The following is a 14,139-nucleotide window of genomic DNA, read 5'->3' as shown; positions in this document are numbered from 1 at the left end:
CGCATACTTTGTTGTTTTTATGGGATACGCGTTCTCCTCATATCGTTCCATTTAGTCAGCCACTCATAGCAACAATCTTTACGGAAACAGCGTTTTCCAAAGCTAATTGAACCGTATTCTTCACTTCTTATAGCCAAATCATAAGGTGTAAACACGCAACAGTCATTGTTCGAATTAACCAAATGTCAAACGCCAAATTGTTTAATGAATCTACAGTAACGTTCTCAAAAATCGAATTTGCTCCTTTGATTTCCAGGCAACTTAGTATAAGGAAAAGTTTAGAAAACTCATAAGTCGCCCTTTTTCTACTCTATCCGATCGTCATAAACCGAAGATGCTAGAGTGTGACAGGTTGTAAGAAAAAGTGACTGTCAATATCTCTAATTTATCTTTTTCTATCTGTCTTCTAATTTCACTAGTCTGTTAATCGTATACTTTGTTGTTTTTATGGGGTGTGTTCTCTACAGATTCGTTCCATTGCGCTTCAGCCACTCGCACCCGCAAGGAGGTGGCGAGCCTCCACGGCTGCGCCTGCGGGGTCTCGCCCCTCCCTCTTCATAAAGCTCTTTGCGTTTCATTTCTCAAAGGCCTTTTTTACGCTATTTCTCCTATTATTTTTGATCGCTGAAGAGTAGGGAATTTCTATCTTTCCTCTCAACAAAGCGGACGGGATGGGAGGGCCGACTCCTGCAGGAGGGAAGGGCAGGTTGAAATCCACCGGCGCCAGCCGGTTAGTTCAACGCCCGCACTTTCTTAGTACACTCTTTGGAGTTTTGCGCTGTCACATGATTCTCTGTTCTTATTTTGTACGAATTAACCAACCAAGAGATTATTTTTGTTAGATAATCTCTCAAAAAAGTTTCAGAATAGTGATTTTTCTTGTACATTGTTCACAATAGTATTTTTGTAGGGAGGAAATGCAAAATGAGGTTACTTGATATTTTAGACCTGCCAACATTTAAAGAGGCAACTGTTGTTGCAGGGAAACAAGGATTAACGAAAAATGTTCAATCGGTCAACCTTATGGACGCTCCTGATATCATTGATTATTTAAATGATGAGCAACTATTGCTGACAACAGCTTATTCAATAAAAAACAACCCAAACGCTCTTACTGAATTAGTTTCGCAAATGGCGAAACAAGGGTGCGCTGGTCTTGGTTTGAAAACAAAACGTTTCATTGAAGAAATTCCAGCTGAAGTGATTGAACAAGCTAACGCATTGGATTTTCCCATTATAGAAATTCCGCTAAACTACTCACTAGGTGACATGCTAAATGAAGCACTAGGATGCATTTTAAAAGAAAGGACGCATGAACTAAATTATGCTCTAAATATTCATCGAGAATTTACGGACATCGTTGTTTCTGGTGGCGGCTTTTCTAACATAATCGAAAGCTTGGCAACGATTTTAAACCTTCCTGTTATTCTCTTAAACTACCGCCTTGACATCATGGCCTACTCTCATGATATCGATAAGGACGTATTCTTTGATATATATTGGTATATCCACGAGAAGATACACCATGAAAATCTTGATACTTATAAGGTGTTAACCCTTCCTCGCGAAGATCAAAATAATGAATTTACTGAAGTTTCCATCTACCCTATTAACACGACGAATCAACAAAAAGGCTACATCATTATTTTCGGAACCACCTTATCAAATGAATCTTCTTTTACCCTAGCAGTTGAACAGGCAGCCAACGTTATTTCTTTTGAATTTATGAAGCTTCACGCGCTAGAACAGCACTCACGAAGGTTAAAAAATGAGTTTTTTGCGGATTTAGTAGAAGGAGCCATTCCAAACGAAGACGAGATTGTAAATCGAGGAAAAGCTTATCAATTAAATAAGTCCTTACAATATATTTGCATTACTTGTAAAATGGATGATCCTTCTGATTTATACCAAGATTCTCACCCACTACAAACCGAAAAAGAGATTAGTTTGCGCAGAGATCGAATTTATGAATTTTTAGAATCCATCTTAACCAAAAAGTTTGAAAATGGCATTGTCTTTACGAAGGGCGACTTATTTACAACATTACTAGGCTTTGAGTTTTACAATGATGATGTGGAAAAGAACTTACTAGATACTATTTCGGATCTTCAGTCCGATTTATATCAAGCCATTGATTCGTCCATGTCATTTGGGATAAGCAATTATACAGAAAGCATTACGGACATACCGACAGCTTTCCAAGAAGCCGTTGACGCCTTACGTGCGGGCTATCGCGAGAACAAGAAGCGTTTCATCAAGACCTATCGAATTAAAGAGCTAGCAGAAATTTTTAAGACGATCCCATCTCAAAAGCTGAAAGAGTTTTACCGATCCACCTTACGAGAACTCGCTTATCCAAAAGACAAAGAAAAAGAAGATCTCGTCCAAACCCTTTCTGTTTTCTTGAACCACAATTGTCAAATTTCTGAGACAGCAAAAATTATGTTCATTCATCGAAACACCGTCATTTATCGCATTAAGAAATGTGAAGAAATACTAGGAATTGAATTAAAAGGCTCAGATGAAACACTTACTCTTAGAATTGCTCTGTTTATCCGTTCATTTTTCAACAACAAAATTGAAAGACAGCTGTTATAAGAACGCAGCTTTCGTAAAGATTGTTGCTTTGAAATCGTTTTTCCTCAAAGTGAAATGAGCGTAATGGAACGAACATAAGGAGAACACGTATCCCAAAAAAACAACAAAGTATGCAAAAACAGTCTATAAGAAAGGGCACTGAAAAAGGTGAAGATCGTTAGGCCACTGAAAAAGGTACGTTTTTCTCCTTTTTTAGTGGCCTTTAAGCAATGAGCGGAGCCGTTGCCTTCTTTTAAGCCTGCTATGAGTGGGTTTCTCAAAGCAGGCGCGCAACGTGTGAAGCCATTGCACTTCCCCGAATCTGCTAAAAAGATCTTTTTCAGTGACCTCGAAGATCGTACCTTTTTCAGTGCCCTCCTTTATGAATCGAAGTGGCCCTCTTTATGTGTAACTGCGCTTCCTTGTAGTCATCTGGCGTATCAATATCAAATAACACATATCGATCTGAAACCGGCACCAGCTCTTTTTGCATTAAATGCATAATCTCTTTCCCACCGCTATCTCCAGAAAGTTGTGAGAACGGAACCCCGCTCACATTCCCCCAAAACACAGGGTGACCTGGTTTATTTTTATACGTTGGTCGTATCACAAATGGGTTGCTATCATGTCTCATCCTTTCACAGCCCACTGTCAATATTTTCGAAACGGTATTACTTCTAATAAATGGCTGGTCAGTAAGAAAAAACATGACAGAGTCAACAGACGAATCGAGACTGTTCATCGCTTTTAAAATAGACGTACTTTGGCCTTCTTTATAATTTGGATTATCTATCCATCTTACGTACTCAGAAGAAGTAGCTACACTATTCTTAATCTCTTCTGCTCTATGTCCAAGAACAACGTATACTTTTTCAAAAGGATGAGTTAGTACTTGATCTAGCACGGTCTCTAACAAAGTCTTCTTTTGTAATTGTAACAACTGTTTCGCAGTCCCCATTCGACTAGATGTTCCTGCAGCCAAAAGAACCGCACCTACTTTGTTACGATCCATTCTATTGCTCCTCTCTTTGATGGCTGTTTTGGCATAATTTGTTGTTTTTATGAGATACGTGTTCTCCACAGGTTCGTTCCATTGCGCTCCATTTCACTTTGAGGAAAAACGATTTCATAGCAACAATCTTGACGAAAACAGCGTTTTTGATAGAAAAAAAGGACGATCCAAAAGAGGATTGACCCGTTCTAACGAATTTGCTGTGCTTTCTTTCGCCTTTTATTTAACATTCGCTTTTCATTTCTCACCTTTATTAATTCAGCCAAAATACTTAGACTAATTTCTTCTGCCCCTTCAGCATCAATCTCCATTCCAATAGGCGAGTGTACCCACTCAGGAACAAAGGTTGACCCTAATAACCTCTCTGTTCTTCTTTTAGGCCCTAAAATTCCTAAGTACTTCGGTTGATGCTTTAAAAAGTAAGAAAGAATTAACTGATCCCGTTCAAAACTATGAGTCATTATTAATACATAACTTTGGTCTCTTAGCTTATGGTTAGCAAGAAATGTTTCGGGGTGTTCTGGATAATATTGTGTTGCATCTGGAAACACACTCGGTTGACATCTGCTTTCTTTTGGATCAATTAAAACTGGCAAAAAATCAAACTCTGCTAGTCTTTTTACTACCGGTTCCACATCGGTGCCAGCACCAAAAATATAGATAACGTCCTTTGCTTCGTGTAACTCAAATAAATATTGTGTATTTAACTCCAAATGGAATTGATAATCAAAGATTCGGTTTTGTTGAAAAAACTGAACGACATCCTTACGTAATAGGTCAGAACAATGGTTAGGCTGGCTAGAGCCAATTATTTCTCCGTTTGTTGTGAAGAAAAATCGATTCTTAATTTGATGTCCCACTACCTCGCGAACGGTAATCACGTTTTCTCCCATTTTAAAAGCTTCATGAACACCGGGCCAAATTAGGTTTCCGTATTCATCCATTTCACCCCAACTAATAGGTTCCAGCAGTACGTTGATTTTGCCATTACAACCAGCACCTTGCCCCCAACCCAAATCATCCTCTGCTTGGAGATCATAGACGATGGTCTCAGGTCGATTCAATCTCATAACGTCAGTTGCCCGAATTTGTAAATCTTCTTCCAAACAACCACCACTAATCAAACCAAAAGATCGGCCATCTTCTAGAAAGAGCATTTTTGCTCCTTCATGCCGGTATGCCGATCCTTCTACTTCAATAACCGTTGCCATCGCACACGTTTGATTGGAATGTTGCTTCATAATAGTAAGATACTTATACAGCTCCTTCAAGACACCATCCCCCTACTTGTCTTCACAAGATGTTAGTTTCCGAAGCACTCGATAGATCCCTCCATACCCTGTACATCGGCATAAATTGCCCGCCACCCCTTCTTTCAACTCTTCAAAAGTGGCATGAGGACGTTCCATTAATAACGCTTTAACCGAAACAACCATACCAGGGGTACAATACCCACACTGAAAGCCTCCTTCTTCTAAAAAAGCCTGTTGAATAGGATCTATTTTATTCTCACTAATTCCTTCAATCGTAACGACCTTTTTTCCTTCACATTGGTAAGCCATTGTTAAACAAGAATTCTGCTGTTTGCCATCAACTAAAACCATGCAAGCACCACATCTTCCAATTTCACAAGACACTTTCGTACCTGTCAAACCTAGATCATTTCGTAAAATGTCGACTAACCGACGAGACGGATCAACAGGAAGACTGATGGGCTTACCATTTAACTCAAAAGAAAGCTTGTGTTCGGTTTCTTGATTAGTGCCAATTGGATTTAACTTTTGACTCATCTCTTCCTCTCCTCCAAACCTCCTCTAGCAATTAATCAGAAAAGGCGCTTTTTGTAATTGTTCTGGTTTAACAGGCAATTCTGTAACCCAAATGCCTGTTGCATCTTTAATCGCTGAAACAAGGGCCGGTGCTAATGCAACTGAACCAACTTCTCCTACACCACGAGGTCCAAACGGATCGCCTTCTGGTAGTTGCTCAATTGCTTTTACGTGATGCTCTTCTGGAACATCAAAAATAGTAGGAATTAAATACGTATCTAAGTTTTTCGTTACATAGCGACTCTCATTCATAACAGCATCCTCTGTTAACGTGAAGCCTAACGCCATAATGCTTCCACCTTCAATTTGCCCAACATAGCCCATTGGATTAATAACAGGTCCAGCAGCTACAGCATGATCGACTCTCATGACTTTCACCATCCCTGTAAGGACATTCACTTCCACCTCAGCAATTACCGATGTACTTGTATAAAGATAATGTCCACCCATGACCGGATCGGGTGTAACTGGATAATGAAATTGAGTCGAGCACTCTAAATCTTGCGTTCCGCTTTTAGCTATATCTGAGTACGTGATGATTCTCTCATCTTTGGTCACCGCATATATACCACCCGGACCCGTGCGTAACTCTTCTTTCGAAACACCTGTTAATTGACTCACTTTCAAAAATAACGCCTCTAAAAATGGTCCTTTTAATCGATTAAGAGCTTGCCAAACCATGTTCGTTGTTCTTGATGCCGTTGATGACCCACTTGGTGGCACAAGATCCGTGTCACCAATGACTATACTTAAGTCCGCTTTGTTACAGTCAAAATGATCTTGAAGTAAAATTTCTAAAGTTCCTAGCAATCCTTGCCCAAATTCTTCATGTCCGAACGCCACTTCAATTTTCCCTGCCTGGTTTAATCGAATCAATCCACCTGCATGGTCTGGGATCCCGTATCCTAATCCAGACCCGTGCATAGCTAGTGCTACTCCAATCCCACGTTTGATCCATGGCTTTGAAACTTTCTTATCTTTATTCTTCTTTTCCCAAAGAGGGGATTGTTTAATGGCTTCCCATACTTGTTCAGGACCGTTCGTTGGTACCACTCTTTGACCCATTGGTCCAAGATCATGTAATGTTCTCATATTCTTTTTTCGGAGTTCCCAAGGATCCATCTTAATTTTTTCAGCTAATCTATCAAGCTGCCCTTCTAGAGCAAAGATAACTTGATTCCCTCCAAACCCACGAAACTCACCTGATACCCCGTTATTTGTATAAACTGCCTGACCTTTCACATCGACATGAGGGATGATATAGGGCCCTACGGCATGCTCGGTCGCAAAGTTTAAAACCGGTCCTCCTAATGTGGAGTACGCTCCCGTATCGGAAAGGATATTCACTTGATGAGCGAGCAACTTTCCATCTGAATTCATTCCTGTTTTCATCGTTACTTTCATAGGATGACGTTTCAATCCAGCTGTAACCGATTCCCACCTTGAATAATGCATTTTTACTGGTTGGGCACAGTAGAGTGCGAGTAATGCCCCATACGGCTGGACGTTTAACTCATCTTTCCCACCGAACGACCCACCGATAGGACTAGAAATCACTCGAATTTGTTCCTCATTGCAATTTACAATTCTAGCAAGCTGCATTCGGTCTTTGTATCCATGTTGAGTTGGAGCATAAACGGTTAGCTTCCCTTCCTCTGGAACAAATACTCCACCTTCTGTTTCAAGGTACGTATGCATTTGCCTAGGTGTTACGTAAGTCTCTTCCACAACATAGTCACACTGCTCAAACCCTTCCTCCATATCCCCTCGGTGATAATCCGTTTGATGAAGAATATTCCCGTCTGGATGCAACAAAGGTGCTTGAGGATGTAATGCAGCTTCAGGAGTATCTAAAACCGGTAGCCTTTCGTATTCAACTTGAATGAGCGATAATGCCTTCTCCGCGATTTCTTTAGTTTTAGCAGCTACAGCAGCTATCGCATCTCCTTCAAATCGAACAACATCTTCACAAAATACAGGTTGATCAGGCGTACTAATTCCAAACCCGTTTAAGCCAGGAATATCTTGATGCGTAAGCACTGCCATCACACCCGGATAGGCAAGTGCTTTGGATGGATCAATGGAAATAATCCGAGCGTGTGGGTGTGCACTTCTAAGAACTCGACCAAACAGCATATTAGGGAAGGTCATATCTGTTAAATACCGAAGTTTTCCAGTAACCTTCTCTTCTCCATCTGGCCTCACTTTCCATTTCTGACCGCTTGTATTACGATCGAGCCACATTCATTCCACCTCCCGCTTCCCATTTTTCTACTTGCTTGATTAATTCACTTACAATGAGGTTGGCGACCATCCTTTTTTTATATGTTTCTGAAGCAAAAGGATCTGAAGTCGCGTTATACTGCTTCATCACTTGCTTATAAATCGCTTGAAATAACGATGGACATCCTTCTTTTCCTTCCAACTCCAGCTCAGCTTCCAGTAGTCTTACTGGCACTTTACCGCCTCCAGCTGAGAGAGAAACGTGTTGGAATTTCCCACCTTCATCTATCCTTCCTTTCCCTGCAACTGTCACGAGGGAAGCTGTAAATGTTTCCCGTCTGCCTACTTTCGTAAAAAACGAAAATTGATCTTCTTGACGTTCATCAATCTCTACTATTACATCCACAAGGATACGTGGATCTCGTTCAAAGTTATGAGCTTGCAGTGACAATATCCACTGATCTATGGACTCTGTTTCTATTTCATGACCATTAAACCAACGCATTTTAGCTTTATACACGAACCATACTGGAAGTGTATCACCTGCTACCGTAGAAATATTCCCTCCAATCGTCGCTTGGTTTCGGATGGATGGAGCTGCTATTCGCCGGCACGCACTAACTAGAGAAGGAAGATATTTTTGTAGGAGAGGATGTTGTATACAGGTTGCTAACGTTACTTGAGAACCTATGACAATTTCTCTTTTTCCAAAAGACAACCTTTCCTTCACAACTCTCATTTCCTCAATTTGCTCTAAGCTTATTAGGTGAGAAGGCATGGAACGTAATTTGGCTTCCCATTGCGTCCGAAGCCACGTTCCTCCTGATACGAAACAATACTCAGCAGAATCAAGATTCTTTTGAATTTGCCATGCTTCTGTTACATTTTGGGGTCTCCAAATTTTTTTGGTCGTAATCATTGCCTAGACACCTCTTTCTTTAATAACTCAAAACGGGTCACATTTATAAAAATCATAATATTTGCACATTTAAACCTACGTATTTGACTCCACTACCATTGTCAGATTTATTACCTACAAAACCAAATTTTATCATCGGGCCACTTCAACTGTTTTGACGTTCAGTACATTCCTTTTTATCTATTTTGTACGAAATAACCAATAGATTCAGTTGATTCGTCAGGTTATGTAACATGAAATTTCACTACATTTACCATTTTCACTATACTCATAGTTTTTATGTTTATAAATGGAAATAGGTAAAAAATAGTAGTAACAATTACCCTCGCCATGGCATAATAAAGTCATTCATAGTAGGTCCAAGCTAATAAATTGGATATTTCTTGGAGGGTATGTAAATGAAAGATTACAATGAAAAATTCTCCGACTTTTCAAAAACCTCAAAAGAGTTACTAGATATTAAGTATGCGTTGGATAATTCCTCCATTTTGGCTTTTACGGATTCAAAAGGGATTATTACATATGTAAATGATCAGTTTTGTGATATTTCAAAATACAATAAAGAAGAATTAGTAGGAAAGACACACAGTATAATCAATTCTGACTTTCACCCGAAAGAATTCTTTCGGAACATGTGGCAAACGATTAAGGATGGGCGGATATGGAAAGGCGAAATCAAAAACAAAGCAAAAGATGGAACCTATTACTGGGTCGACACCACCATAGTCCCGTTTATGGATGCTAACGATAACCCCTATCAATTTGTCGCCATTCGGAATGATATTACAGGAAAAAAAGTAATAGAAGAGAGATTACGCCAGAGTGAGAAGCAGTATATGTTTTTAGCGCATCATGACCCATTAACGGATTTACCCAATCGATTGCGGATGATTCGTACATTAGAAGAACATATATCTGCAAATAGAAAGTTTGCTCTTCTGTTTCTTGATATTGACCAATTTAAACTAATTAACGATACGTTCGGTCACATGTTTGGAGATTCTCTCTTAATTAAGATTGCAACTAGGTTAAAGAGGGTGAATCAAGACGATAAACTTTTTATTTCTAGGCAGGGAGGAGATGAATTTGTTTTCATTCTTCCGTTTGAAAATCATGATGAAATCGAAAACATTGCCTTAGACATTTTAGCAACCCTTTCGAAGCCTTTTCAAATTGATGAAAGAGAGATCTATATCTCTTCTAGTATCGGTATTAGCTATTTTCCGGAAAATGGTGAAGATGTTAATGAGTTGCTCAAGAACTCTGACATCGCCATGTATATAGCAAAAAAGACAGGTGGAAATAAATACGAGTTTTATAATAATGAGGAAAAAAAATCGATTATAAAGCGGTTAGAAATTGAGCATGGTTTAAGAAAGGCAATCGATAATAATGAATTTTGTCTTTATTATCAACCTAAAGTAAACATGAAAACTCGAGATATAATAGGGCTGGAAGCTCTTATTAGATGGGAACATCCGACATTAGGGTTAATCTCGCCAGCTGATTTTATCCCGATTGCGGAACAAGTAGGTATTATTAATTCGATTGGCGATTGGGTTATGAGAGAGGCAATCATGAAAACCATTGACCTTCAAAATAAAGGTCATCATCTTCGAATTTCCATTAACGTCTCGATCGTTCAGTTGCTACAATATAACTTTGTTACTAAGTTACAAGCCATTTTACAAGAATATCATTTACCAGCTCAAAATATAGAAATTGAAATTACAGAAACCGTGGCGATGACTCATACTGAATTTATTCTAGACGTTCTTCACGCCTTAAAAAGACTAGGAGTTCATTTGGCAATTGATGATTTTGGAACCGGATATTCTTCATTAAACTATTTAAAAAAATTGCCGATAGATACAGTAAAGATAGATCGTTCATTTGTTCAAGATATTCATACAAATGAAGTTGATATAGCCATTATTGACGCGATTATAACCGTTAGCCACGCTCTAAAATTTAATGTGTTGGCTGAAGGAGTTGAAACATCCGAACAGCTGTCCATATTAAAAGCAATAAATTGTGATGAGGTTCAAGGTTATTTTCATAGTAAGCCTTTGCCCGATACGCTCATCGATTTATATTTAGAAGACTATAAGTCTATCGTTTAACTCCATTTTTTAATAAAGAAAGAAGTGAACATCATGGGATTTTTCTCAACTAAAAAAAAGACAAGTAAAAACAGCCTCTTGTCTTCAAGTGAACAACATTTATCGAGTGTCTTTATTAACCTCCCTAACACAAGTTCAGTACACAAACAAATCGAGCTTATTGATTTACAATTGGAAGATTTATCCACCATTAAAACGTTCCAACCGATCATTAAGGAACATCTTGAAGAGATTGTCTCCAACTTTTATAAAAACCTAGCAAAAGAACCTTCTCTTACAGCGATTATTAATGAAAACAGTACTGTTGATCGCCTAAAGAAAACCCTTTTCGCTCACATTTTTGAAATGTTCAGTGGTCAAATTAATGAAAAGTTTATTACACAACGCAACATTATTGCTCATGTGCATGTTCGAATTGGTTTACAGCCAAAATGGTATATGTGTGCTTTTCAAGATCTCTTACTTTCCATTTCTGATATCATCGATCAATACACAATAGACAAAGCTGAGTACAAACACGCGATCACGGCTGTAACAAAGATCTTAAACTTTGAACAACAACTTGTATTAGAAGCTTATGAATTAGAAAATGAACGCATTCGACAAGAAGCCGAACAAAAGAAAGATAGATTAAAAATGGAAGTAAGCAAAAATGCAGAAGAATTAGCTGCCTTAAGTGAGGAAACAAGTTCTTCCTTACAAGATATCGCTGCTAAAACATCGGAAATTACAAAACTAACAGAAGTTAGTTCCAATATAGCTATATCAACAGAGTCCAAGTCAAAAGATGGAAAAAATCGTCTAAATAGTCTTGAAGACATTATGCAAGGTACGCAAGCAACTATGCAAAAAATCTCAAGTGAGATGGAACAGTTAATAACAACTTCTAAAAAAATTGAACAAATTTCTCAAATCGTCACATCGATTGCAGATCAAACTAATTTATTAGCTTTGAATGCTTCTATTGAAGCCGCTCGTGCGGGAGAACAAGGAAAAGGATTTGCTGTTGTTGCTGGTGAAGTTCGAAAGTTAGCGGAAAATACAAAAGATACAGTTGCTGAAGTATCGAGTTTGGTTCATGAGATTAACCGATACACTGCCACTATGTCAGAATCGATTAACGAAAATAACAGGTCTATTGAAAAAGGAACGAAAGAATCGAGTCAAACGAATCAGTTTTTTGATGAGATTCTCAGCTCCATGGAACAAATGAAACAACAAAACATAATGATTTCCGATAAAATGAAGCACTTAGGCGAAATTTTTAGTGAGATCAATCAAGCTGCAGAACATGTTGCGGTTTCGTCTGATAATTTGACTAACGCTACTTCATCTCTTTAAGCTTAACGGAGCGAGGCTATCCCATTGCGCTTCAGGCACTTGCTTTCCGCGGGGAGGGGCCAAGCCCCCACGACGTTCCGTCTGTGGTGTCTTGCCTTTCCCTCTTTTTCCCGCAGGAGTCAAGTGCCTTCCGCTCCATTCCACTATAGTTCTCGTCTATAGTAACAATTAATATAATAAATTTTGATTTTGCAAAAGAAGCCTGAAGTGCCCAACTACTCTTTGGACACGTCAGGCTTCTTATTTTTGACATCCATTACAATAAAATGTTTTTCGAGATGAGATCTCATCTTTTATAATTGGCTGACCACAACGTTGGCAAGGTTGTCCTTCTAAATCATAGACAAAGCAATGATGATTATAACTTCCTGTCAATTGATCGCCTTTATAAACAGGTACATCCATGTACCCACCTAATTGGATTCCTCTTGCTAACACTGTTTGAATGCTGTTGTATAACGTTGTCTTCTCTTGCTCGGAAAGGTCATTTGATTGCCTCTTCGGCAACAACTTGGCATGAAAACAAATTTCATCAGAATAAAGATTTCCTATCCCAGCTAGAAACTTTTGATTGACCAAGGTTGTTTTTAAAGCCCCTCTTTTCTTTTCCATTAATGACAAAAAGCGATTTACAGTAAACGACGGATCGGTCGGCTCTGGACCAAGATCCTCAAACGTCTCCTCTAGTTGCCCATCTGTAAGTAAATGTAAGTATCCTAACCTTAATCCGATAAAGAACAATCTTGTTCCCCCAAAAGAAAGAGTAACCTGCTTTGTTCGATCTATATCATCGTCCTCGCTTGCCACATACATGACCCCACCTAGCATGAGATGAACGAGCAGTCTTTTTCCAGAATTGAGCTTGAATACTAAAAACTTGGCACGACGCTCTATCGCTGTAATTGAACAGCCTTGCACTTCTTTTATAAACTGATCGACAGGAACATTCACCGTTTTTTCTCTAGTTACTTCAACAGCCGTTATGTTTTTTCCAATCACTCTTTCACTCAGAAGGCGTTTGTATGTTTCCATTTCTGGTAACTCAGGCATGTTTGTTACTCCTTTGCACGTTTTCTTTTAGCTACTTTATGTAGGCTTTAATTTAGCAACGTGGCTACCCAATAGAAATAAGGAATACCGAATACTAAATTAAATGGCAATGTTAATCCTAATGCCGAGCCTAAATAGATTCCTGAATTTGCTTCTGGAATCGCTTGAGCAATTGCAGCAGGTGCTGCAATATAGGAGGCACTCCCTGTTAATACCGCCAAGATAAAAGCTCCTCCCATTGAAAGCCCAATCATATGACCGGTAACCACTCCCAAGGTTCCACCAATAATCGGTAACAAAAACGCAAACAGAAAGGAAATGAATTTGATATTTTTCATCTGTTTTATGCTTTGCGTCGCAATCATCCCCATATGTAGAAGGAAAATACACAAAACACCGTAAAATAAGTCTCCGAATAAAGGCTTAATTAAAACTAATCCTTCTTCATGCGCGACAAAGCCAATGAAGATCCCACCAAGTAATAGGAAGATGCTTTTTCCAAAAAACGCTTCTTTTACAACATGCTGAATGCTCGCATGAGGATTATCCTCGGTTGTTCCCTTTTTTTGAAGGTACAATTTATACATAATAATCGCCAAAATTATTGCTGGTCCTTCCATAATAACTAAAATGGCTGACATATAAGCTTCGTAAAAGATACCCATTTTATCTAAAAAAGCTAAACCTGCTACGAACGTAACCGCACTGACCGAGCCATAATGAGCAGCCACAGCCCACGAATCCAACACCGAGTATGAAAATACAGTATGTACGAAAAAATACGCCACATACAACATGATGATACTTAACAACACGGCCGCAATAATCGTCGGAACCATCTCTAACAATGAAACATAGCGAAGCTCTACTCCCCCTTTAATACCAATAGTAAATAAAATAATCATCGTATACCCTGTATAAAAAGCCGTAGGTACTTTAAGATCAGAGTTCACCACAACCGCTACAATTCCAATTAAGAAAAATAAAATCATTGGTGACAATAAATTTGAATAAGCAATATCAAGCATTTGGTTCACTTTATCACCCCAATTATTAATTTAAACA

The 14,139-nt window shown here is 38.8% G+C and carries 10 protein-coding genes; 3 read left to right on the top strand and 7 right to left on the bottom strand.

Going from position 1 to position 14,139, the window contains the following annotated elements; all coding sequences use genetic code 11:
* The first annotated feature begins 924 nt into the window (after positions 1–924).
* The gene (locus N0O92_RS11640) at positions 925–2,598 is read left to right on the top strand and encodes a PucR family transcriptional regulator (RefSeq protein ID WP_315614828.1); all 1,674 of its coding nucleotides are present in this window, start codon (positions 925–927) and stop codon (positions 2,596–2,598) included.
* Between the two features lie 346 nt (positions 2,599–2,944).
* On the opposite strand, the gene N0O92_RS11635 is transcribed toward N0O92_RS11640, so the two are convergent.
* From N0O92_RS11635 to N0O92_RS11615, 5 genes are all read right to left on the bottom strand, one after another.
* Complete coding sequence (locus N0O92_RS11635; RefSeq protein WP_315614827.1) at positions 2,945–3,589, bottom strand: nucleotidyltransferase family protein; 645 nt, start codon at positions 3,587–3,589, stop codon at positions 2,945–2,947.
* A 188-nt stretch (positions 3,590–3,777) separates the two neighbouring features.
* Positions 3,778–4,860, bottom strand: a complete 1,083-nt coding sequence (locus tag N0O92_RS11630; protein WP_315614826.1) for an XdhC family protein — start codon at positions 4,858–4,860, stop codon at positions 3,778–3,780.
* A gap of 12 nt (positions 4,861–4,872) precedes the next feature.
* On the bottom strand, positions 4,873–5,379 hold the full coding sequence (locus tag N0O92_RS11625; protein ID WP_315614825.1) for a 2Fe-2S iron-sulfur cluster-binding protein: 507 nt from the start codon (positions 5,377–5,379) through the stop codon (positions 4,873–4,875).
* A gap of 24 nt (positions 5,380–5,403) precedes the next feature.
* Positions 5,404–7,662: a xanthine dehydrogenase subunit D gene (pucD, locus tag N0O92_RS11620; protein ID WP_315614824.1), complete on the bottom strand. Its 2,259-nt coding sequence runs from the start codon at positions 7,660–7,662 to the stop codon at positions 5,404–5,406.
* Positions 7,646–8,560 carry an FAD binding domain-containing protein gene (locus tag N0O92_RS11615; protein WP_315614823.1) on the bottom strand — a complete coding sequence of 305 codons (915 nt, stop codon included), beginning with the start codon at positions 8,558–8,560 and terminating at the stop codon, positions 7,646–7,648. The genes pucD and N0O92_RS11615 overlap by 17 nt, the downstream gene beginning before the upstream one ends.
* A 398-nt stretch (positions 8,561–8,958) precedes the next feature.
* Between N0O92_RS11615 and N0O92_RS11610 the strand changes: the two genes are divergently transcribed.
* Both N0O92_RS11610 and N0O92_RS11605 read left to right on the top strand, forming a co-directional pair.
* Positions 8,959–10,683: a bifunctional diguanylate cyclase/phosphodiesterase gene (locus tag N0O92_RS11610; protein WP_315614822.1), complete on the top strand. Its 1,725-nt coding sequence runs from the start codon at positions 8,959–8,961 to the stop codon at positions 10,681–10,683.
* 33 nt (positions 10,684–10,716) lie between these two features.
* Positions 10,717–12,024 (top strand): protoglobin domain-containing protein, encoded by a 1,308-nt coding sequence (locus tag N0O92_RS11605; RefSeq protein WP_315614821.1) that lies wholly within the window; start codon positions 10,717–10,719, stop codon positions 12,022–12,024.
* A 240-nt stretch (positions 12,025–12,264) separates the two neighbouring features.
* On the opposite strand, the gene mutM is transcribed toward N0O92_RS11605, so the two are convergent.
* Both mutM and N0O92_RS11595 read right to left on the bottom strand, forming a co-directional pair.
* Positions 12,265–13,074, bottom strand: coding sequence for a bifunctional DNA-formamidopyrimidine glycosylase/DNA-(apurinic or apyrimidinic site) lyase (gene mutM / locus N0O92_RS11600; RefSeq protein ID WP_315614820.1), 810 nt, complete (start codon positions 13,072–13,074; stop codon positions 12,265–12,267).
* Positions 13,075–13,121: 47 nt separating this feature from the next.
* Positions 13,122–14,102, bottom strand: coding sequence for a sodium-dependent bicarbonate transport family permease (locus tag N0O92_RS11595; RefSeq protein ID WP_315614929.1), 981 nt, complete (start codon positions 14,100–14,102; stop codon positions 13,122–13,124).
* Positions 14,103–14,139 lie beyond the last annotated feature (37 nt).

Source organism: Alkalihalobacillus sp. MEB130, from assembly GCF_032335535.1.
Taxonomy (GTDB): domain Bacteria; phylum Bacillota; class Bacilli; order Bacillales; family Bacillaceae_D; genus Halalkalibacter.
This window is presented reverse-complemented; position numbering and strand designations above follow the sequence as displayed.

Excerpts from the sequence above, each read along its gene's own strand:
- pucD (WP_315614824.1), bottom strand. The coding sequence starts at position 7,662 with ATGTGGCTCGATCGTAATACAAGCGGTCAGAAATGGAAAGTGAGGCCA.
- N0O92_RS11625 (WP_315614825.1), bottom strand. The coding sequence starts at position 5,379 with ATGAGTCAAAAGTTAAATCCAATTGGCACTAATCAAGAAACCGAACAC.
- mutM (WP_315614820.1), bottom strand. The coding sequence starts at position 13,074 with ATGCCTGAGTTACCAGAAATGGAAACATACAAACGCCTTCTGAGTGAA.
- N0O92_RS11595 (WP_315614929.1), bottom strand. The coding sequence starts at position 14,102 with ATGCTTGATATTGCTTATTCAAATTTATTGTCACCAATGATTTTATTT.
- N0O92_RS11610 (WP_315614822.1), top strand. The coding sequence starts at position 8,959 with ATGAAAGATTACAATGAAAAATTCTCCGACTTTTCAAAAACCTCAAAA.
- N0O92_RS11605 (WP_315614821.1), top strand. The coding sequence starts at position 10,717 with ATGGGATTTTTCTCAACTAAAAAAAAGACAAGTAAAAACAGCCTCTTG.
- N0O92_RS11635 (WP_315614827.1), bottom strand. The coding sequence starts at position 3,589 with ATGGATCGTAACAAAGTAGGTGCGGTTCTTTTGGCTGCAGGAACATCT.
- N0O92_RS11640 (WP_315614828.1), top strand. The coding sequence starts at position 925 with ATGAGGTTACTTGATATTTTAGACCTGCCAACATTTAAAGAGGCAACT.
- N0O92_RS11615 (WP_315614823.1), bottom strand. The coding sequence starts at position 8,560 with ATGATTACGACCAAAAAAATTTGGAGACCCCAAAATGTAACAGAAGCA.